We start from the raw sequence: 22,293 nt of genomic DNA, 5'->3' as shown, positions 1-22,293 counted from the left end.
TTAAGAAAAATGTTATAGTATTACACACAAGAAAAGGAGTAAAGATGCAGCATTTATTATTTGTATTTTTAATTATTGTATTTTTATTTGCAATTTTTATTATTATTATGCGTTATGAAAGAAAAATCAAACTCTTAAATCAAAATATTCAAAATGCAAAAGAAGATATTGCAGAACTCAAGGAAATTGCAAAGAAAAATAGAACTTTAATTGAAAAAAATCGCTCAAATATAGAAAATATCACTAATAATTAAACAAAAGAAACACTTAGCTTATAAATTACACTACGATTAAATGTCAAGGAAAAAGTTTTGTGGCTACTTTTTTCGTTTTTATTTTTATAAACAAAACTCTTTAAAAAACGAAATAAAGAAACACTTGACATTTTTCCTTGTAAAATCACATACATAGTGTTTAGAGAAATCCCATATTTATAGCTTGCACCGCTTGGAAAGGCTTCAAGATCAAAATTTAAACTATCATAAGAGCTATCATAATCCATAATCTCAAGCTTAACAAAACTAACTTCCATTTCTTCAAATTCTATATTTTTAAAAATTTCAAGCTTATCTTCTTTGGAAATCTCTATAATATCACTTTGAATATCATCTTCACTTTTAATAATAAAATTAGCATTCTCAAAAATTCTAGAAAATGATTTTATAATTTGAAATTTTTGACTTGATTTTTCAATTACATTTTCTTTAGGCTCATTTTTAATTTCATCTTTGCTTTCTTCTTTTTCGAAAAAATTTTCCACGATAATAATATCTTCGCCGACATTCACTTCTAAATGTTTTATAATCTCATCAAAAGAAAAGCTTTCATCACTAAATTCTAAAACACTAACATTTTTAGTGATAAAATCTACCCCATCTCTATTGGCAATTTTATCCTTAATCACAAATGCTTCATTGCAAAAGCCGGATTTTTCAATCTCATATTCATTACTTTTTCCCGTAAAAACAATTTTCATTATAAAACCTCAGCAATAAGTTCTAATGGATGTGCAAAAACTACTTTACTTGATTTTTGCTCCAAATTATTAGAAATTTGCATCCTACAAGCTGAACATTCAGCGCTTACAAAATGTGCCATGGTTTGATTGATCATTTCTACTTTTTTTTCACCCACGCTTAAAGTTTTATCATAATGCTTTGTTTGTATACTTATTCCACCAAAGCCACAACAAGTATTAGAATCTTGCATTTCTATATAAGTATAATTAGCTTTTAATAATTCTCTTGGCTCTTTAAAAACTCCTTGCACTCTTCTTGCATGACAAGGATCGTGATAAGTAATGCTGTATTTTTTTTGCTTTTTATTCTTTAAGAGTTCTTTTAAAGAGGTAAATTGATATAGATATTGACTTGCTATATAAATTTTAGAAGAAATTTTTTTAGCACGATTCGCCCATTCTTGTTCATCATGCATCATAAAAAAACGTTCATAATCAATTTTTAGCATAGCAGAACAAGTAGCTTCAGGGATAATTATCGCATCAAGTTTTTGCAATTTTTCCTCAAAATATTCTATATTTTTTTTAGCTAAAATTTCAACACTTTTAAAATCTCCGGAAAAAAAATGCGCCACCCCACAACAAGCTTGTTTTTTCATCAAATCAACATTGATTTTTAACTCTTTTAAAATTTTTAATGTAGAAAAACCTGTTTGTGTGTAACAATAATTCGTCAAACAACCCACATACAAACCTATGGTTTTGCTTCCACCATTGTCTATAAAATCAGGATTTGAATTTAAAAAACTTTTTTTATTAAAACTTGATAAAAATCGACCTTTTTTCACAAAAGGCATTGAAAATTTAGCCCTCATACCTAAATTTTTTTCAAAATCTTTATTTTGAATATGAAAAGCACAGCTTTGAAATATATAGCCTAATTTTGCCAATATATCAAGCCATTTTCGACTTTTCAAGCATGAAAGTATGATTTTTTTATACCAAGGCATACCGAGTTCTTTTACTAGTTCAAAACGCATTTTTTCTATAGCATTATCCACGCTTAATTTACTAGGACAAATCTCCACGCAATAATTGCATAAAAAACAAGACTCAAAAACACTTTCAAGTTCTTTATTAGGCTGTAATTTTCCTTCCTTATACATTGCTATGAGATCTAAAAAACCTCTAGGGCTTGTAACCTCATCATGATTGATATCATAAATAGTACAATTAGGTATGCATTTGCCACATTTTACGCAAAGATCTGAAACATAATTCATACTGTTTTAGAAAAAACTTTCTTTTCTTCACTGATATTTTTCATATAAACATCAAAACACATAGCGATATTGCGTATCAATAAAACACCCGTTTCATTAACTTTAATATCGTTTTCGCTTATATTTAAAAAATCTTCATATTCTTTTAAAGCTTTCAAATCTTCTTTAAAATACTCTTTAAAATTTATCTTAAATTCTTCTTCGACTTTTTTAATATTAAGCTTAAAATTAGCCATTAAATTCATAATCACATATTTTCTAAGCTCATCGTCAAAATTCAATTTCACACCTCTTTCAAAAGGCAATCTTCCTTCATCAATAGCCCTTTCATAGCTTAGCATATCTTTAAAATTTTGCGCATAATGCTTTTTTCCCTCACCGATACTAGTAAGCCCTATACCGATCAAATCCGCACCACCTTTGGTAGTATAGCCTTGAAAATTTCTATGCAAAGTGCCATTTTCTAAAGCTTTAAAAAGCTCGTCATTTTCTTTAGCAAAATGATCCATTCCTATCATTTTATAGCCATTTTGACTTAAAAATTTTTCACAAAATTCTAAAATTTGAAGTTTTATATCTGGACTTGGCAAAGTGTTTTCATCAAATTTTCTCATATTTTTCTTAAGCCAAGGCACATGGGCATAATTAAAAATTGCCAAACGATCTGGATTTAAAATCAAGATTTTTTCTAAAGTTTGAGTAAAACTTTCTAAAGTTTGATAAGGTAAGCCATAAATTAAATCCATATTAACGGATTTTATGCCTCTATCTCTTACTAATTTTAAAGCATTTTTAGTCAAATCAAAAGGTTGAATTCTATGAATTTCTTTTTGCACCCTCTCATCAAAATCTTGTACTCCAAAACTAATACGGTTAAAACCATATTTAGTTAAAATATCAGCTTGTTCTTCATTTAAAAAACGAGGATCAATCTCGCAGCTAATTTCAGCATCTAAAGCAAAATTTTCAAACACAGTTTTAATTTTTAAAATAAGTTTTTCAAGTTGTTTAGCACTAAAAAAAGTAGGAGTTCCTCCGCCAAAATGCATTTGCACTACTTCTTTTTTTGTATTGATTATAGAGCTTAAAATATCAAGCTCTTTAAGGATATAATTTAAATATCTTTCTTTGCTTTCCTCTTTTGCAGTATAAATCACATTGCATCCGCAAAAATAACAAGCACTTCTGCAAAAAGGCAAATGAAAATAAAGCGATAAAGATCTGTCTTGTTGTTTTAAAATTTCTAAATACTCTTCATATTTAAAATCGGTATTAAATTCCACAGCCGTAGGATAAGATGTGTAACGAGGCCCTGCTTTGGAATATTTTACAAAAGCTTTATAATTTCTCATTATTTTTTACCCTTTCAACCATAGCTTCCATATCCATAAATAAATTAGGATGCTCTTTTTTAATATCCACAATAAGCTTTTCTAAATCTATATTAAATTCCATCAAGCCTTCTTTAACACGCTTTTTAATTTCATCCATAGCAACCACCCACGCATCATTAAAATCTATAGGAATTTGCTGATAAATTGCCTTTTCTAATTTTAATTCAAAATTTTCCTTTTGAGTTTGCTTTAAACTTTCTAAAATATTTTTCAAACTACTCAAAGAAATCATGGTATGGATTTCATCATTTTCATCCACTATAAACCAAGGCTCGGGAGAATCAAAATTACCATTTTTAAGTACCAAACAAGCTTCATTTTCTTTGCTTGACTGTCTCATTTCAAAAATAGCTCTATCTTCTTTCTTCATACCCAAATTTTGACTAAATTCATCAATACGTTTTAAACAAGTGCTGTATTTTTCAAGCTCTTTCATCAAAAAACTCCTTTTATTTTTCTTCTTTAACTTGTAAAATCAATTTTTCTTCTATAAATTTTTTATTTTTAGCAGTATTTGGCAAAAGACAAAGTATTATATCGTTTTTATCTCCATTTGTTTTTTGAAGATATATCATTTGATGTGGAAGTATTGGTCCGCGTCGAAAATTCATAAGAGCTTTATCTATATAAAGAGTAAACTTCTTATTTTCAAAAAAATATTCTTCGCCAAAAGCCCTAACCAAAAAACCATCTTCATTTTGCACAATACTATCGCCAAATACACAAATTAAAATCGGTAAAAAAATACATGAAAGTATTGCCCATAAAAAAAATAAAATATATGCTGTAGAGAAAAAATCAAACAAATCTCTAGATGAAATTATAGACAACCAACCTAATTTTTTAAGTATAAAAAATAAAACTATTAAACAAATTATAATCACAATATAACAAAGTATAAATCGTTGCGAATAATTATTACTTTTAAATAAAGGATTTTCAATATAAATATACTGCTTATTCTTCTTAAAAGCATTTTCAAATCTCTTAGCAAAATCAAAAATTCTTACTACCTTATATAAAGTCCAATATAAGTAAGCAAGCAATATATACATCATAATATTAAACAACAATGATAAGTCCATAAATTCTATCTCCCTTTAAGGTAAATCAATTGCAATAAAAATCATTCTTACTTAAAAAATACAATTAAGTGTTTTTTATTTTACCAATTTAATAAAAAATCGTATCTTTTATTAAATTATAATTTTACCTCATTTTTTAACATTATAGCCAATTCTTTAGCATGATAAGTAATGATGAGTTTTGCGCCTGCTCTTTTAAACGCTATCATTGTCTCATACAATAGTTTTTCATAATCAATCACACCTGCTTTTTCTGCGGCCTTTAACATGGCATACTCACCGCTAACATTATAAACACATAAAGGCAAATTTGAATGAAGTGAGATTTCTTTTACCACATCAAGATAAGCAAGAGCTGGTTTAACCATTAAAATATCAGCTCCTTGTTTTTCATCTTCTAAACTTTCCTCCAAAGCTTCTTTAGCATTAGCAAAATCCATTTGGTAACTTTTTCTATCGCCATAACTAGGAGCTGATTCTGCTACATCGCGAAATGGTCCATAATAGCTTGAAGCAAATTTAGTAGAATACGCTATTATAGGTAAATTTTCAAAGCCTTCTTGATCGAGTGTTTGACGCAAGGTTTCGATAATACCATCCATCATTCCACTTGGTGCTATCATATCAACCCCTGCTCTAGCATGAACTAAGGCTTGTTTAGCTGAAATTTTTAAAGTTGCGTCATTATCCACGCTTTTGGTTTTTGCGTTGATAATACCGCAATGCCCGTGATCTGTATATTCACAAAAACAAAGATCGCTGATAACAAAAAGATTAGGAAATTCTTTTTTAATTTCTCTTATACTTCGCGCAATAAGCCCCTCATCATCAAGTGCATCACTTCCACAACTATCTTTCTTATCATTTTCAAGAACTCCAAAAAGTATAATCGCTTTTATACCAAGATCAACAATGATTTTGCATTCTTTTAAAATTTCATCCAAACTCATTTGAAAAACATCTGGCATAGATGAAATTTCTTTTTTTATACCCTCGCCATTAACAACAAAAAGAGGATAAATCAAATCATTGATATTTAAAGAATTTTCTCTTACCATTGATCTTAAATTTTCATTCATTCTAAGTCTTCTAAAGCGTTTAAACATTTTTTGTCCTTTTTATGTTAGAATTGTTATAAAATTTTAACATAAATTTATTCATGAAAGTGACCAATGACTATAAAAATTTCAGAAATAGCAAATTTGCCTAGCAAATGGGGAAATTTTAAAATACAAAGCTTTAAAGAAAACGATAAAGAGCATCTATGTATTTTTAAAGACAAACCAAAAGATATATTAAATCTTAGAATTCATTCAGAATGTTTAACAGGAGATGCTTTAGGAAGCTTAAAATGTGATTGTGGGGAGCAATTAGAATTCTCTTTAAAATACATTGAGCAAAATGGAGGTATGATTATATATCTTAGACAAGAAGGCAGAGGTATAGGGCTTTTCAATAAAGTCAATGCTTATGCCCTCCAAGATAAAGGCTTAAATACTATAGAGGCTAATCATCAACTTGGCTTTAAAGCCGATGAAAGAACTTATGAAATAGTAGATTTTATACTCAAACACTATAAAATTTCTAAGATCAATTTACTTACAAATAATCCAGAAAAATTAGAAAGCTTAAAAGATAAAATTTTAGCACGAGTACCCGTGCTTATCAATCCAAACCGCTTTAATAAAAATTATTTAGATATTAAGCAATCACAAATGGGACATTTGCTTTGAATTTGGATTTTTTATACTCTATTTTAGAAAATTTCAATCAAAAAGATTTTGAGGAAAAGGTAAAAATTTATCAAGAAAATTTGATCAAATTTAATAAAATTCACAATCTCACTCAAATTAAAAATATCGAAGAAAATATTATAGACAGCATAAAAATTCTTAGTTTTTTTGATTTTTCTAAAGTGAAAAATATAGCTGATATAGGTAGCGGGGCGGGATTTCCTGCTATTTTTTTAGCCTTTTTACTTGAAAGCAATTTCTATCTTTTTGAACCAAATCCTAAAAAAGCCGCTTTTTTAAGAACAATAAAAATAGAATGTGAATTATCTAATCTAAATATTTACAAAGAAAAAGTACAAGAAAATAAAAATAATATTAAAGCGGATGTTATTACTTCTAGAGCTTTAATGGATGTAAAACCTTTAATTCAAATTTGTAAAGATTTAAGCTCTGAAAAAACGACATTTATTTTATGGAAAGGTAGTGAAATTTATAAGGAATTAGAGGGTTTAGAAAATAAAAATTATCAAATTTTTGAAAGCGGATTTAGAAAATACTGCATTTTAAGTAGCTAAAAAGCTACTTAAAAATTATTTTACTATATCTGCACTAAAAGTAAGATCAACTAAAGGCCAAGAAATTCCTCCGTGACCAGGAGCCGCATCACTTAAAGCTTTTAAAGCTTCAGAGCTGTTTTTAAATGCGTGTAAATCAAGTTGTCCTTTGGCAACAAATTTATTGTTGTCTATGGTATAACTTAGAGGAACTATTATACTTTTTTTATTCATAGTAATTTTTGCAGAAATAAGACCTTTATTATCTCCTGCGATCACATCTTGAAACATAACTTTAATATCGGATTTATTTAAGAATTTTGGGAAAAATACCTTAGTGATATTGTGAGTGATCACATCATTTCCTTCACCCATAAAAGCACTACTTGGTTTAATAACAGCTTTTGCACCTTTTAAATAGCCTACTAAATCTTTAGCTTTTTTAGAGAATTTATATTTTACATCTTTAAATTCTCCGCTTACTCCGATCATATCTTTAGTTTTATAACCTTCAAAATCAACTTTTAAACTATCTTGCTTAAAAGAGAATGCGCTTAAATTTGAAGCAAGCAATAAAGAAACCGCTGCACTGATCAAAATCTTTTTCATTTTGTTTCCTTTTTAATGAATTTTTTAAAATGACTTTAAATTATAATACATATTTTTAAATGAAAAATATTTTCTTTTAAAAATATTTTACTACCAAAGAATTCCTTTAAATAATAGAGTTAAAAAATACCCTCCTATTAATAACGTTATTCCTAAAAATAAAGCCAATCCAAAAACTCTTGCGCCACTTTTTAAAAACTTTTTAAAATCTATTTGTAAGCCCAAAGCTGCCATAGCAAATACAATACAAATAGTACAAAGATTTCTTCCAATACTCACTATAGTGTTAGTATCAATACCTAAAAAAGTTTCTCTACTTGCTAAAAAGGTATTAAATACTATCATTCCTAAAAAAGCAAAAGCAAAATAAGGTATAGTAAGGGTTTTAGCAGTCTTTCCATGGCTTGAGTGCTGATTTTTAGCAACAAAATAAGTTACTATAAGCAAAAATGGCACAAGTAGAATAACTCTCATCATTTTAATAATAATTGCAATATTTGCAGCTTTTTGATCAAAATTTGCCATATCCTTTGCCATGTCTGCAGCTCCAGCGACATTAGCTACCTCATGCAAAATTGCTCCCATATAAACCCCCATAGCATTTTGATCAAAGCCAGGAATAAGATCGAAAGCAAAGCCAAATGGACATAAAAACATGAAAATAAGTCCAAAAATAACCACTGTTCCTACTGCCAAAATTCCTTTAAAAGGATCACTTTTTAAACTTGATTCTAAAGCCAATACAGCCGCTGCACCACAAATAGCGCTACCAGCACCTACAAGCATAGAGGTTTCTTTATCAAGTCTGAATATTTTTGTTCCAACAATTACAGAAGTAATAAAAATAGAAGACACAACAATAGCAGAAAGAATAAATCCATTAAAACCCACGCTTAAAAGTTCGGTTAATGTGATATTAAAACCATATAAAACTATACCTAGTCTTAAAAGCTTTTTAGCACTAAAATGAACTCCAGCTTGAAAAGTGTGTTGATATTTAAAAAACCATGGAGAAAGTAAAACTCCAATAATAATAGCAAATGCCGTAGCTGCAAGATGTGTCGCATCTTTGATACTTTGGATATTTGAAAGATACATAGAGCAAACTACAATACATGCAGTAAAAATCAAGCCCTTAGTATTAGATTTGATTATATTTTTAATATGTTTTGTATTCATTATATTTCCTTTCTAAAAAATTATAAAATATTATTTTTTAATATTTTTATTGAAATTATAATTATTTTTGTAATATAATAAAAATATATTATTTTAATTTTTATGATAAAATATTTTAATGAAAACTAAGGCAAGGTTAAATTAATGACTATGAAAATTAAAGATATGGAAATTTTTTTAGATCTTTTAAATACAAAAAGTCCTACCTATACAGCTAACAACTTTGGTGTAACACAATCGAGTATTTCAATTATAATAAAAAATATTGAATATAGTCTAGGAGGGGTTTTATTTGAAAGATTGGGCAAAAAGTTATTGCCTACTCCTAAAGCTTTATTTTTGGGAAAAATTTGGATGAAATTAGTGCAAGAATATCATAGAAGTTTAAAAGATTTGCACGATGAAAATATACTTTTAGGAGATATAAAAATTGCAGCTACTCAAAGTATTGTTGAACATTTTCTTGGTCCTATTTTGTTTGAATTTAAGTCAAATTATCCACAAATTAAAATTCATTTTCAAACAGAAAATTCGAAAGAATGTCTTAATTTGTTAAAAAATGGCCATATAGAATTTGCCTTAATTGAAACAGAATTAAACCCAACTTTATTAGAATATGAAGATTTGGATATGCAACTTTGGAAAAAGGATGAACTCATTGTTGCAAGTAGCGATAAAACACTCAGTAAAAAAGAATTTTTTATTGATGAGTTATTAGATGAAAAATGGATTCTAAGAGAAATGGGATCTGGACTTAGGGATAAATTTTTAAATGAAATTGGTTCCACTGCTAAAAAATTAAAAATATTTTTAGAGATTGATAGAATGACTGCTATTAAAGAAATTGTTTTACAAAAAAAAGCAATTTCTGTTTTTTCAAAAAAAAGCATAGAAAGAGAATTGGAAAATAAAATTTTATATGAAGTAAAAATCAAAAATATCAATTTTGAACGTAAATTTTATACCTTAAAAAGAAAAAATTATAACTTCAATCGAGCCTTAGAAAAATTTGAATTTTTTCTCAAAAATTATAAAATCAAATAAAAAAATTATAAAAAAGTTAAGCATTTTTATGATAAAATCAAAGGTTATAATTACAAAGTTTTAAGGAAAAATTCAGATGAATGCTAAAACTCAAAATTTAGAGCTTGAAGAATTATTTAAAGAAAACGAAGAAGACTACATCACCTATGAAAAACTAGTCAAATATCTAGACAAGCAACCTAATAGTGCCACCGTTAAAAAAATAACCGCTCTAATGAAAAAACATAAAGTGCAATTATTTTCAGCTGCAGAGATTGCACAAATGAAGAATATTGAAGACGCGAAAAGACTACAAGAAGAAAAACAAAAACTTCAAGATATTAGCCTTGAAAATGAATTTGACTTAGCTAATGAAAATGATTTACTTGAATGGAGTAGATCTGATTCTCCTGTACGTATGTATTTAAGAGAAATGGGTCAAATCGCACTTTTAAGCAAAGATGAAGAAGTTGAAATTTCAAAAAAAATTGAACTTGGTGAAGATATCATCATCGACGCTTTTTGCTCTGTTCCTTATCTTATAGATTTCATTTTAGATTATCGCGAACCTTTAATCAATAGAGAAAGAAGAGTAAAAGAACTCTTTAAAAGTTTTGACGATGAAGAAAAAAATGGAGATAAACTTGATGATATTGATGAAGAAGAATTAGAAAACGAAGAAGAATTAGAAAACGAAGAAGATACTCCTAAAAAAACAAATAAAAAAGAGGATGAAAGAACCTTAAAGGTTATAGAAAAATTCAAAGCATTAGAAAAAGCGAAAAAAGATTGGCTGAAAGTTTCCAAAGATAAAGAAAGTGGAGATGAACTTTTAGATAAATTAGGTATTGCATTTAAGAAAAATATCTTAAAAGAAAAATTAATGGATCTAGGGCCAACTTCTAAATTAATCAGTGAAATAGTCAAGTCAATAGAAACGGCACTCAAAAGCGATGAAGAATTTGATAAAGAACTCAAACGCCTTGAATATCGCCTACCTATGTTTTCAGAAGAATTAAAAAATCGTCATGCTGATATACTCAAAGATATCACAAAACTTAGCAAAGAAGAGATCACAGAAAGAGCACTTGAAGCGACTATGGTAAGTACTTACATGGAAATTAAAAAGCTTTTTCAAACAAAAGAAGCGAGTAAAAAAAGCTTTGATCTAGAAAAAGAACGCCTCAAAGAAATTTTAGAGCAAATCAAACGAGGTAAAAAAATATCAGATGAAGCAAAAACTAGAATGGCTAAATCAAATTTACGTTTAGTTGTCAGCATAGCAAAACGTTATACTAATCGCGGGTTGCCATTTTTAGATCTTATCCAAGAAGGCAATATAGGTCTTATGAAAGCTGTTGATAAGTTTGAATATAAACGAGGATATAAATTTTCAACCTATGCGACTTGGTGGATACGTCAAGCCATCTCAAGAGCGATTGCTGATCAAGCAAGAACAATAAGAATTCCTATTCATATGATAGAAACCATTAATCAAATCAATAAAATCATACGAGAACATTTACAAAAAGACGGCAAAGAGCCTGATGTAAATGTTATAGCTAAAGAAGTTGGTTTAAGCGTAGATAAGGTAAAACAAGTTATAAAAATCACCAAAGAACCTATTTCCTTAGAAGCGCCGATTGGCAGTGATGATGATGGCAAATTTGGAGACTTTGTAGAAGATAGAAATTCTCTTTCTCCTATAGATCATATACTCAAAGATGATTTAAAAGAACAAATAGATGAGGTTTTAGATCAGCTTAATGAAAGAGAAAAAACCGTTATTAGAATGCGTTTTGGTTTAATGGATGATGAAAGTGATAGAACCTTAGAAGAAATAGGAAAAGAACTCAATGTTACACGAGAAAGAGTGCGTCAAATAGAAAGTTCGGCTATAAAAAAATTAAAACACCCTAAAGTAGGTAGAAAATTAAAAAATTATATAGAAGGTTGGAAGTAAAAGTTTTAAGCTTTACTTCCAATTTAAGAGTATCTTTTTTTAATGCTTATTATTTTTGCCAAAGCAAAGCCACAAATAAAACCAAATATATGTCCATACCAAGCTATATTAATCCCCATAATCAAAGGGGCAAAACTCATAAGCAAGATGGCAATAATAATCCCCAAAGTGCTTTTTCTATCTAAAAAAGCAAAATAACCCATCAAAACACAAATTGCTCCACTAGCACCTATAAGATTAACATTAGAATCAAAAAAATAAATATATGCAACACTCAAAAGCGAACAAAACATACCACCGATAAAATAAACCAGTAAAAAATATATCTTTCCTAAATATTTTTCCAATACACTGCCAAATTGAAAAAGCACTATCATATTAAGTATAAGATGCGTTAATCCACCATGTAAAAACATAGAACTTAAAATTTGCCAATAATCGCCTTTAAAAAATAAAACATTGAGTCCAAATAGGCTATAATTGCTATAAGGCACAGTAAAATATACTATAATATTTAAAAAAATTAAAAACAAAGTGATCAAATTTAAAACCTTTATTGAAAAAAATTGTAATATTTTCTTTAAATTCACATAAAATTCACATAAAATTAATTAAAATAATAAAATTATATTTTAGGAAATTAACTTGAAAATATTTTTTTTAATCTTTATTTGTATTTTTTTTACACACTTAAATGCTGATATTATCATATCCCCTGATAATCTACCTGATAATATTAAGACTTTTCTTAAAAAAAATTTTAATGTTCCTATAGGTATAGTTCAAAGAGATAGAAACTCCTATGAAGTTTATCTTAGCAATGGCTTAGAACTTGAGTTTGAATCCGATGGAACTTGGAAAGAAATAGAAAGCAAATTAGATCCTTTTGATTTTAATTTTCTCCCACCTAATATCATCGATATTATAAAAAATAAATTTCCAAACGTTAAGGCTAGAGAAATTGAAAGAAAGATTAATTACTATAAAATAAAACTCAGTAATGGGATAAAAATTTATATCGATTTTAATGGTACAATTTTACATAAAAATTTAGACTACTAAAATGAAGCGTTTTTAAACACCTCATTTTTTCATCTTAAATAGGGCTTTTTAATTTGTTTTTGAAAAAAGCTCCTACAATAAAAAATAAAGTAAAAAACACAAAGAAATATAAAAAAATTGGAATAGGCATAGGATCTCCAGCTGCATAAGAATGAAGCCCAGAAAGATAAAAATTCACTCCAAAATAAGTCATCAATATAGAATAAAATCCCAACACACTTGCCGTTGCAAAAACATAAGGATTGTTAAATACAGAAATAAATCTAAGATGTAAAATGATAGTATAAACAACGATAGAAATTAAAGCCCACGTTTCTTTAGAATCCCAGCCCCAATACCTTCCCCAGCTTTCATTAGCCCAAACTCCACCCAAAAAATTACCAATAGTTAATAAAGCAAGACCCAATATCATCGCCATTTCATTAATGCAATGCAAATTTAAAATACTTTGATCAACTTGTTTTCTTTTTTTATTTCTTAACATAAATAAAAACAGAGTAAAAATTCCAAGTAAAAAACAAAGACCTAAAAAACCATAACTTGCAGTGATAATAGAAACATGGATATTTAACCAATAGGACTTCAATACAGGCACTAAATTTGTAATTTGAGGATCCATAAAACCAAGATGAGCAACAAATAAAGAAATTCCTGCCATAATGCTTGCTGTGCAAAATGCTAAAGGAGATTTTTTATAAAAAATCACACCAGAAAAAGCACAAGCAAAAGCGATATAAACCATACTTTCATAAGCATTACTCCAAGGTGCGTGATCACCAATATACCAACGAATGATCAAAGCAAGAGCGTGAATAATTACACTAAAGGAAATTAGCAAAAATAACACTCTTTTAAACCATTTTGATGTCTTTTTTAAACTTAAAATTTCATAAAAAAGAAGAATAAAAAACATACCGCCCAAGCAAATATAAACAAAAACAAGATTATTAAAAATATTATAGTGATTTAAAAATATCTCTAAATTAATTTTTGTTTTGGATGGAATAAGATTTTGAGCATAATATTTTTGAAAATCCTTAATTTTCTTTATATCTTCATCGGCTTTTGAAAAGTCCTTATTTGTTAAAGCTTGATCAAAATCAAAAAAATACCTTAAAAGTAAATTTTGTATATTCTCTATATCTTTTGACTCAAAAGGCATAGAAGTAGCTGGAGAATACCAAGTATATGTTTTTTGACTTGGATCTGGAAAAATTCTAAAAATTTTTCCACTATAAATATAATGAGCTATATTGATTTTTTCATCTAAGGATAAAATATCTTTATCAAATTGATTTCTTAAAACAGGCTTTTTACGATTCGCCTCTTCAACATAATTTGTAAGCTTGTAAAATTCTTTATCAAATACATCACTATAAGCTATATATTTTTCATTTTTATCCACCCCTAAAATCTCTTTAATCTGCGGAGTTTTTACGCTAATCATTTTTATATGTTGAAAATTTTGTGGATACATAGTCATGCCTAAAAAAATCTGATTATAATTTAATCCTAAAAAATTATTTTTCTTAATAATCTTATGGATATAATTCATTGCTACAGAATCCATAGGTTTAATTCTTCCATCAAAATCTTGAACCAATAAACTACCAAAAAGCAAAGAATGCTGCGAAGAATTATCCTTGATGCTTTGCACAAGTTTTAAGCTATCCCATTCGGCAAAAACCTTAGTATGTGCAATAAAAAGACAAAAAATCACCAAAATAAGATTTTTTTGATTTTTAAGATAATTTGAAAGTTTAGCAAATCTCGATCTTTTATCAAATAAAATCCAAACAAAACCACATATCAATAAAGCATAACCTATATAAGTTGGAATTTTTCCAGGATCTTTATTGACTGAAAAAATAGTTCCTTTTTCATCCTCATCATAAGAGCTTTGAAAAAATCTATATCCACCATAATCTAAAACATTATTCATAAAAATTTTATATTCAAAACTTTTATCTTTATCTATCACTTCAATATCCGAAGCGTAAGATGAAGGACTCATTGAACCTGCATAACGTTCTAAAATAAAATCTTTCAAATCAATCGAAAAAGGAAGCGTGATCTCTTCAGGACCCCAATTGAGTGCAAAAATTTCTCCTCCTAATCTAAAAGGCAATACATTTTCATTATTATAATTTGGCACGAGTAAAATTTCCTTAGAGTCTCCATTAAAAGAAATTTTTATCTTTATAACAGGACTACTCATCGCATCAGAAGCTTTTTCATAATCAAGTAAATTGAGATCTACTTTTTTATTTTCAATTAGAATTTCTTTTTGAAAACTATTTTTTAACAAAGGATTAAAATCAACTCCAAAAGACTGATATTCTCTAACTTTTCCATTATCATTGTAAAGCAATAAAGTTATAAATTCATCCCTAGTAACAACGATATTTGAACTTTGTCCTTCTCTAATATGCATACCGCCTTCTATCCCAAAATATCTCGTGATTCCAGCACCCAATAAAATAACTATAAAAGCACAATGCAATAATAAAGCGGCATATTTTTTTCTCTGAAAAAGTTTATGTATAAAAATAATACCTATAAGATTAATCAAAAGCAAAAGATGCAACAAGTCAAACCAAAAAGCATTATAAACCATCGCTTTAGCAGCATTTGTCCCAAAATCGTTTTCAATAAAAGTAGCAATCGCACAAGAAATTGCATAAATAGACAGTAAAACAAGACTCATCCAAAAAGAAAAAAAGATTTTTCTAAACATTTTTCTCCCTATAACTTAAAAATATTTTTTTCAAAAGTTCATTTTCATCTAATTCTTGATTTTGTTTATTTTTTAAAAGATCCATGGTTAAAATAAAACGTTTGGCACTGATAAAACCTGGATAGATAAATAAAATTTTTCCATCAGAATTAAAAAAAACTATAGTTGGAGTTGAGTCAATACCCAGTTTTTGAGAAAGCTCTATAGTGCTTATTTTTTCGCCTTGATAATCATGAATTTTTTGATAACTTATATTAATATAGTAAGAATTATAGTCACTACTAAGCATTTTTTGAATTTCTTCATTATTCTTTATCTCATTTTTTAATCTTTCACAGTAAATACAGTTGTTAGCACTAAATATAATCAAAGTCGGTTTTTTAGAAAAAATAATTTCTTGATTATTTTTAAAAAAACTTGAGATTTCTTTATAAGAATTAATATCAAGATTGTTTGAAATTTCTATATTTTCTTGAGAAGATTGAGTTCCGTTAGAAATAATATTTTTATCTATTTTATCATCACCGCTACAAGCAAATAATACAAATAAATTTATAATTAAAATAATCTTTTTTAGCATTCCTTCCTTTCACAATCAAATAATTGCCTAAAAAATAGGCAATTATTTTAATAAATCAAATATAAAAGCATAGATCATCAAGAATAAAAACACCATGCCTGTAATAAGCATGAGATAACCGGCTAATTTAGCTATACCTTTATAAGAATCAAATCTAGATTTTTTCACATACAAACTCTCGAGCTTTCCGCTTTCTTGCAATCGTTTATAATAAACATTTCTTTCATTTTTAACTTCACTCTCGCTTTGAGTTCCAGAAAAAATAACCATATCCATAGGAAAACGATCTGCTCTAAAGTGGGTATTGAAAAAATGGATTGCAAAAATAAACCCTGTTGCAAGTAGAGCTTCGTCAGAATGCACCAAAGAACAAAGATTGATCATCCATCCTGGTAAAAACAAACTAAAGAAAGTCGGGAACCATAAAACTAATCCTGAAAATCCTATTACAAACATACCCCAAAATACAGCCAAATAATCGAATTTTTCCCAATAGGTCCAACGATCAAATTGTGGTCTTTCTCCCATACCAAAAAACCATTTAAAATGCGCTTTTATATCTTTAAAATCTTGATAATTCGGCATTAAAGAGTCAGGGCCAAAAAGTGCTTTTAAAATTTTCATTTTATCAAGTTTTCCAGTTTTAGGATCACGCACTAAATCCCTTCTTTTCCAATTTACCACAATAATTTCTCCTATGTGAGAGAAAAATACAGCAAACATAACAATAGCACTTATATGATGTACAATCGTTGCACCAATTGGTCCACCCATAACATTAACCATGGTTTGAGCCCATGGAGCTGTATAAAATTTTTGTGGCAATCCTGAAAAAGCTAAACCAAGAAAACTAGCAGCCATAAAAAAATGCTGAATTTTGTGAAAAGTTGAAAAACGTTTAATTAAAATTTTATCACTATGTGCCTCTTCTTTTGCTTTTTTCCATTGAATTGGATTAAAAATTCTTGCCAAAATAAGCCTAATACTCCAAAGAAAAGTATGCAATCCAAAAAATACAAAAACTCCAATCACCAAAGCTGTCATAAAAACATAAGCTCCATGAAGCAATGGAAAATTCTTTCCATCTGTATGATCTGCATGTGCAATAAAGTTTGAAAAATTTTCATTAGAATTTGGATGACATTGAGCACAAGTTTGAACACGATTTAAAGAAGATAAGGTTGAATTTAAATCATTAACTTTTAAAATATTATGCTTACCATGACAATCATAACAAGCAGCGATTTTAGGCGCATCACCTGGATTATTCAACACCATAGCTTTTCCGTGAAAAGTATCATGATATCGATCTTGTTTATCCTTGTGGCATTCTCCGCATTTAAAATCACTTCTTTGTTTTAAAGTCATAGTGCTAAACAATGCATTATTGCTATGGATATCATGACAAGTGGTACAAGTTGGAGTTTTTTTCTTTTTTCCATTTTCGTCAAGTATTATTTGACTAAAATTTTGATGAATACTATGTTTAAACTCTTGATCTACATTTTTATGACAACTTGCACAATTTTGATTGATAAGTTCTAAATTTGTAGCATTACTATAGCGAATAATTTTTTTATCTTCACCTTTTCCATGACAATCTCTACAACTTGGAATATCTCCAAAATACATTTTTGAGTGAATACTATCCTTAAAATCGGCCAAATTCGTAGCATTTTCCCATCTTTCTACTTGCTCTTTTTGAACTTTTCTACCAGATAACACCCAAGATTCTATACCATCAAGCATAACATAAACATGAGTATAACCTAACTTTTGACTTAGATTTGCAAGATTTGAGGCATTATAAGTAAAACGATTAGATCCATAAAATATTAAAGTAGTATTCAAATCACTTGGAAGTAAATTTTGCCAATTTTGGCTATCAACTAAAATAGCATTAGGGATAATCCCTGCCATCTCTCTTTCTTCTTTAGAATTTATATCAATAAAATATACATTTTTTTGATATAAAAATTTTTCAGCATCACTCATGCTAATAGGAGTTACGCCATCTAAAATACCAATTTTTATTTTCCCATCTGCATACAAACTGCCACAAAAACATAAAAAAAGAAATATGATTTTGATAAAATTTCGTTTCAAGCCTTTCTCCTTCGATTTTCGCCTAAAAAATAGGCGAAAAATTTTATTTTAAAATATTCTTGGCTTCTTGTATATAAACTAAAGCTTCATCAACGATCTTCTTAGAATAAACTGGTCCATGAACACCCCAAGATCCATCTTTTTGTATTTTATCTGCAATAGCTCTTGCTTGATTTGTCAAGGTAATTACACGAGATTTTTTCTCTACAGATAGCTTAGGATTTTCAGCCATAGCTCTATCGATTTCTTTTATACCTTTAAGAATATTTTCATATCCATCTTTTACAGGTTTTTGCCAACCAACAACTACATTATAAATTGTTTCTTGATCACTAAAATGAAGTTTTTTTGGCAAATTAGACTGAACTGCACTATGGCATCCACTAGCACCTGGCCCCATAAGATTTGGATCACTAAAACTTGTACGTCCGCAAGCCCACATAAGATCGAGGAAGAATCTTCCATCATCATCTCTAGCTACAGTCCAACCTGGAGTTTTTGGAGACCTTTCTTTACCTGCAGGCGGATTAAGAGTTTTTGCATTTTTATCTACTTTAATTTTCCAAATATGAGAAGCTCTAACATTATCAAATCCTCCTTTATCTGGATTTTGAATAGCTCCAAAATTTTCACAACTCATCATATTTGGCATATGGCAAGCTGTACAATTATCTTTAGAATGTACTCCACCTTGTTTAAAGAAACTTGCTTGAGTATCATGACAATCTGTGCAGGATTTTTTCAATCCTACTTTTGTATATCCATCTTTCCAATCATTATAAGTTACTTCATGCGGATCATGACAAGTGGCACATCTCATTCCTTTATCATAATGCGCTGAACTATACATTTGCGAACCTTCAGTTCCACAAGCTGGGCAACTTGATTTGAAAAACACATTAAAAGGCTTTCTAGGATTTTTCTTTGCATCTTCTTCATTATAAGAAAATCTTTGATGGCATCTTTCACAATTTGAAGGCATACCAGCACCTCTAGCACCATAAAGATGGGCTCCAGCTCCATGACATTCTTCACAAGATATACCCTTAGAAATAGTATGTTTTCTAAGTTCTTTTGCATTTCCTAAAGCTTTATAAAATTCTTCTTTGCTTTTAAAGTCAAATTTAAAACTGTGACAAGTTTCGCAATAAGAACTTGCCGGTTGAAAGAGCATATTTTTACGATATTGAGCCGCATAAGAATTTGTTCCCCAAACTTGTGAACCATCACCACCAAATTGTTCCAAAGTGGTTGGAAAACCTGGAGAAAATTCTGCAATTTTTTTAGCCATTTCAGGAGTTAAAAATTCACTCCAAAGCCTTGAAAATTGATTTCCACCCGCAACAATTTTTCCAGTCATATTGCTAAGATTTCCATCTTCTACATGATAAGTTCCACGCACAAGCCACTTATCTATAAAACCATATTTTGTTCTAGGAGTTCCAATGATCACATATACGTCATCAGGATAAATTCCTTCAGGCAAAATTGTAGATTTTGAATTATACATAGGTTTTTTTAAATCATTTCCAACCTCTTCAAATTCATCAGGAAAACGGACAACTTTAGCATGACGAGATCTTTCCCAAGCTTTATATTGAGCTGGATGACACTCTCCACACTTTTTAGGTCCTACAAATTTATTTGGAAAATCTAAAAATGATTCCATTCCTAAGCGATAAGTAACTGAAGCATGAGCTAAATTATTTTGCTCGGCAAATGTTGGACCATTGGAAAATTCTACATATTCTTCCTCTCTATCACTAATAGCATATTTACCAATTATGCGTCCTTCTTTTTCGTATTTAAACATTGGGTGATTTTCTTTTAAATACTTAAAAAAAGAATCCTCCTGATGTACATAACCCTCAAGAGTTCTTGGTTTTGTATTGCCATCTTGTGCTGCTTGCCCCTGTATTAAAACATTAGGGTTTTCTGCACTACTTGCACTTAAACAAAATCCAACTCCAAGCAATAAACACAAAAAACTATTTTTAAAAATATTTTTTTTCATAATTTACACCTTGTGAAATTGTTTATTTATATAAATAATAAATTTTTTATATAATAAAATTTATTATTTATATTTTGTTAAATTTGTTTGTATTAAATTTATCTTAATTAAGTTTAATATTTAATAAATTTAATATTTTTATAATAAAAAATATTTTTATATCATTTTATAGAGAATATTTTTATAAAATATTAATCTAAATCAATAAAATATATTAAATAATTTATAAATATATTTATTTTAAGTATATTTTAAAATTGTAAGTAGTTTGCATTAACCTAAAATATAAACTTCTCATCATTTCTACCGATATATAAGGTAGAAATGATCAATATACTAAAAGGCAGTAAAATGATAAACAGTATAAATTCTTACTCAAATTATAATTACTATACAAATACTTTAAATTCTAATAAAAAGAATTCTAAAACAAATGATTCAGTAGATAATAATAATAAAGAAATAAACAATAATACAAATTTAAACAATAATAATATTTCAAACAATACCTCATTAAAACAAACAAATTCAAATTTAGTAAGTGATAAATCTAAGGCTGTTAATAAAATACTAGGTTATGGTGTAGATGAAGATGGTTTTTTCACTAGTGATTTCAATGAAGCTGCAGGAATACCTAAAGATTATAAGATTTATGCTAAAGATATGGAAAGTTTTGTGAATTTTCAAGAAAGTGATAATTTTATTTTTTCTACACATTATAAGGTTGATATAGCTAAAACTATAGGAAATGCTTATAAAGCTTTTTCACAACTCATACCCCAAATTCAAATTCAAGTTTTTCTCAAGAAGAGTTAAAAAACCTTCCTTATGGTTTTAGTATGGATAAAAATTACAATATAACTAAAATTTACACTAAAGACGAATATGAAAAAATAGATTTCTCTCAAGACACAATATATGCTAGTTTCAATACTTGGAATGGTTCATATTTTGAAGATATTAATACTGATAATATTTTTAGTAATAATGGAGATACAAGATTAAACAAAAATGCTTATATTAATGAAGATGGAAGTATAGATAAGGGCGGAGTTTTAATGGGCTTTTTAAATTCCCAACTTTATGGTGCAACAACTAATTTTTTAGAGGGCGATACCAAATTGCTTGGAAAAATTTTAGTTGATAAAAATGTTAGCGAAGCAGAACGTAATGATTTTCAAAATTTTATGAATGCTAATCATTTTAGAAATTCTGCATTGGAAAATACTGAAACAGGAGATAATCAATGGGAATTTATCAGCGAGCGATTATCTGTACAAATAAATATCAAAAGAAGTCAGAACATAGGCAATACTGAATTAGCACAACAAGCTAGAGATTTTGCTAAAGAATACAATGAATTAATCAATTCTAATATAAGTTTAAATGAGTTTAAAACTAAATATTTAGATTTTAAAGAAAGATACAATGACTTTATAGAAAATTTAGAAGCAGAAGAAAAAGCTAAAGGAATTATCTATCATACTTTCCCTAACGGACAAAGCATTTCAAATAATAAAAATAAAAAAACACAAGATGACAATACTCAAAAACCCTTCAAACTCATCCAAGCAGAAAGTAAAAACAAAGAAACTTATAAAGATGATAATATAAGAAATGAACTTATAAAAAAACTTCTTGAAAATAAATTTGATTTAGCAAAAGAATTAGAAATTCTTTTTAATGTAAAAATAGATAATGACAATACAAATAACAATTCTAATAGCAATGATAATTCCAATTCTAATGATAGCAATTCCAACTCTAATACCAATCATCTTAGTAAATTAAGTTCTAAAACTAAACATAGAAGTGTGAATATTAAGGTTTAGAAGTTTGTTAAGTTTTTAGACACTCATTTATCTTTTATAAATAAATATTATTTCTTAACTATTAAAAAATAAACCGTTATACGCTACTTTAAAAATAAGTAATTTTATACAATCTAGCTTAACAACCTAAAAAACCAATTAAAAACCCACACAAGTAAATATAAAAACCCTATATAGACAA

19 protein-coding genes and 1 pseudogene are annotated in these 22,293 nt (G+C 28.1%); 7 read left to right on the top strand and 13 right to left on the bottom strand.

Annotation, left to right across the window (positions count from 1 at the left end; genetic code table 11):
* The first annotated feature begins 44 nt into the window (after positions 1 to 44).
* Positions 45 to 254 carry a hypothetical protein gene (locus H2280_RS06450; protein WP_137624425.1) on the top strand — a complete coding sequence of 70 codons (210 nt, stop codon included), beginning with the start codon at positions 45 to 47 and terminating at the stop codon, positions 252 to 254.
* On the opposite strand, the gene H2280_RS06445 is transcribed toward H2280_RS06450, so the two are convergent.
* From H2280_RS06445 to hemB, 6 genes are all read right to left on the bottom strand, one after another.
* Complete coding sequence (locus H2280_RS06445; protein WP_337196055.1) at positions 251 to 979, bottom strand: DUF5416 family protein; 729 nt, start codon at positions 977 to 979, stop codon at positions 251 to 253. The two genes, H2280_RS06450 and H2280_RS06445, sit on opposite strands and share 4 nt — an antisense overlap.
* Entirely contained in the window at positions 976 to 2,241 is a 1,266-nt protein-coding gene (locus H2280_RS06440) for a (Fe-S)-binding protein (protein WP_337216001.1), read from the bottom strand. The genes H2280_RS06445 and H2280_RS06440 overlap by 4 nt, the downstream gene beginning before the upstream one ends.
* Positions 2,238 to 3,593 carry an oxygen-independent coproporphyrinogen III oxidase gene (hemN, locus tag H2280_RS06435; RefSeq protein WP_337216000.1) on the bottom strand — a complete coding sequence of 452 codons (1,356 nt, stop codon included), beginning with the start codon at positions 3,591 to 3,593 and terminating at the stop codon, positions 2,238 to 2,240. The genes H2280_RS06440 and hemN overlap by 4 nt, the downstream gene beginning before the upstream one ends.
* Positions 3,580 to 4,071 carry a DUF2603 domain-containing protein gene (locus H2280_RS06430; RefSeq protein WP_137624421.1) on the bottom strand — a complete coding sequence of 164 codons (492 nt, stop codon included), beginning with the start codon at positions 4,069 to 4,071 and terminating at the stop codon, positions 3,580 to 3,582. Before H2280_RS06430 ends, hemN begins: the two co-directional genes overlap by 14 nt.
* Before the next feature lie 13 nt (positions 4,072 to 4,084).
* On the bottom strand, positions 4,085 to 4,465 hold the full coding sequence (locus H2280_RS06425) for a hypothetical protein (protein ID WP_337215999.1): 381 nt from the start codon (positions 4,463 to 4,465) through the stop codon (positions 4,085 to 4,087).
* A 371-nt stretch (positions 4,466 to 4,836) separates the two neighbouring features.
* Positions 4,837 to 5,826, bottom strand: coding sequence for a porphobilinogen synthase (hemB, locus tag H2280_RS06420; protein WP_337215998.1), 990 nt, complete (start codon positions 5,824 to 5,826; stop codon positions 4,837 to 4,839).
* A 66-nt stretch (positions 5,827 to 5,892) separates the two neighbouring features.
* Here hemB and ribA point away from each other — a divergent pair, with 66 nt between their 5' ends.
* Entirely contained in the window at positions 5,893 to 6,453 is a 561-nt protein-coding gene (gene ribA / locus H2280_RS06415) for a GTP cyclohydrolase II (protein WP_337196045.1), read from the top strand.
* Between the two features lie 2 nt (positions 6,454 to 6,455).
* The gene (gene rsmG / locus H2280_RS06410) at positions 6,456 to 7,028 is read left to right on the top strand and encodes a 16S rRNA (guanine(527)-N(7))-methyltransferase RsmG (RefSeq protein ID WP_442862191.1); all 573 of its coding nucleotides are present in this window, start codon (positions 6,456 to 6,458) and stop codon (positions 7,026 to 7,028) included.
* Between the two features lie 15 nt (positions 7,029 to 7,043).
* Here rsmG and H2280_RS06405 read toward each other — a convergent pair whose 3' ends face one another.
* On the bottom strand, positions 7,044 to 7,616 hold the full coding sequence (locus tag H2280_RS06405; RefSeq protein ID WP_337215997.1) for a hypothetical protein: 573 nt from the start codon (positions 7,614 to 7,616) through the stop codon (positions 7,044 to 7,046).
* 90 nt (positions 7,617 to 7,706) lie between these two features.
* Positions 7,707 to 8,795 carry a YeiH family protein gene (locus H2280_RS06400; protein ID WP_137624415.1) on the bottom strand — a complete coding sequence of 363 codons (1,089 nt, stop codon included), beginning with the start codon at positions 8,793 to 8,795 and terminating at the stop codon, positions 7,707 to 7,709.
* 150 nt (positions 8,796 to 8,945) lie between these two features.
* On the opposite strand from H2280_RS06400, the gene H2280_RS06395 reads away from it, so the two are divergent.
* Both H2280_RS06395 and rpoD read left to right on the top strand, forming a co-directional pair.
* Entirely contained in the window at positions 8,946 to 9,839 is an 894-nt protein-coding gene (locus tag H2280_RS06395) for a LysR substrate-binding domain-containing protein (RefSeq protein WP_137624438.1), read from the top strand.
* Positions 9,840 to 9,915: 76 nt separating this feature from the next.
* Positions 9,916 to 11,781 carry an RNA polymerase sigma factor RpoD gene (gene rpoD, locus H2280_RS06390; protein ID WP_337196047.1) on the top strand — a complete coding sequence of 622 codons (1,866 nt, stop codon included), beginning with the start codon at positions 9,916 to 9,918 and terminating at the stop codon, positions 11,779 to 11,781.
* Positions 11,782 to 11,804: 23 nt separating this feature from the next.
* Here rpoD and H2280_RS06385 read toward each other — a convergent pair whose 3' ends face one another.
* A complete protein-coding gene (locus tag H2280_RS06385) occupies positions 11,805 to 12,323 on the bottom strand; it encodes a rhomboid family intramembrane serine protease (protein ID WP_137624413.1) in 519 nt (172 codons plus the stop codon).
* Positions 12,324 to 12,426: 103 nt separating this feature from the next.
* On the opposite strand from H2280_RS06385, the gene H2280_RS06380 reads away from it, so the two are divergent.
* Positions 12,427 to 12,843, top strand: coding sequence for a PepSY-like domain-containing protein (locus H2280_RS06380; protein ID WP_137624412.1), 417 nt, complete (start codon positions 12,427 to 12,429; stop codon positions 12,841 to 12,843).
* Positions 12,844 to 12,877: 34 nt separating this feature from the next.
* On the opposite strand, the gene ccsA is transcribed toward H2280_RS06380, so the two are convergent.
* The 4 genes from ccsA to H2280_RS06360 are packed head-to-tail and all read right to left on the bottom strand — an operon-like array spanning position 12,878 to position 20,280.
* The gene (ccsA, locus tag H2280_RS06375) at positions 12,878 to 15,580 is read right to left on the bottom strand and encodes a cytochrome c biogenesis protein (protein WP_337215996.1); all 2,703 of its coding nucleotides are present in this window, start codon (positions 15,578 to 15,580) and stop codon (positions 12,878 to 12,880) included.
* Positions 15,573 to 16,160 (bottom strand): SoxW family protein, encoded by a 588-nt coding sequence (locus H2280_RS06370; RefSeq protein ID WP_337215995.1) that lies wholly within the window; start codon positions 16,158 to 16,160, stop codon positions 15,573 to 15,575. Before H2280_RS06370 ends, ccsA begins: the two co-directional genes overlap by 8 nt.
* A 42-nt stretch (positions 16,161 to 16,202) precedes the next feature.
* On the bottom strand, positions 16,203 to 18,266 hold the full coding sequence (locus tag H2280_RS06365) for a rhodanese-like domain-containing protein (protein ID WP_337215994.1): 2,064 nt from the start codon (positions 18,264 to 18,266) through the stop codon (positions 16,203 to 16,205).
* A gap of 43 nt (positions 18,267 to 18,309) precedes the next feature.
* The gene (locus tag H2280_RS06360) at positions 18,310 to 20,280 is read right to left on the bottom strand and encodes a cytochrome c3 family protein (RefSeq protein ID WP_337215993.1); all 1,971 of its coding nucleotides are present in this window, start codon (positions 20,278 to 20,280) and stop codon (positions 18,310 to 18,312) included.
* 324 nt (positions 20,281 to 20,604) lie between these two features.
* Here H2280_RS06360 and H2280_RS08665 point away from each other — a divergent pair.
* Positions 20,605 to 21,422 (top strand): annotated as a pseudogene (locus H2280_RS08665) (Cj0814 family flagellar-dependent secreted protein); the annotation flags it as partial.
* Between the last annotated feature and the right edge of the window lie 871 nt (positions 21,423 to 22,293).

The organism is Campylobacter sp. 2457A, assembly GCF_020135895.1.
In the GTDB taxonomy this organism is placed as follows: domain Bacteria; phylum Campylobacterota; class Campylobacteria; order Campylobacterales; family Campylobacteraceae; genus Campylobacter_D; species Campylobacter_D taeniopygiae.
This window is presented reverse-complemented; position numbering and strand designations above follow the sequence as displayed.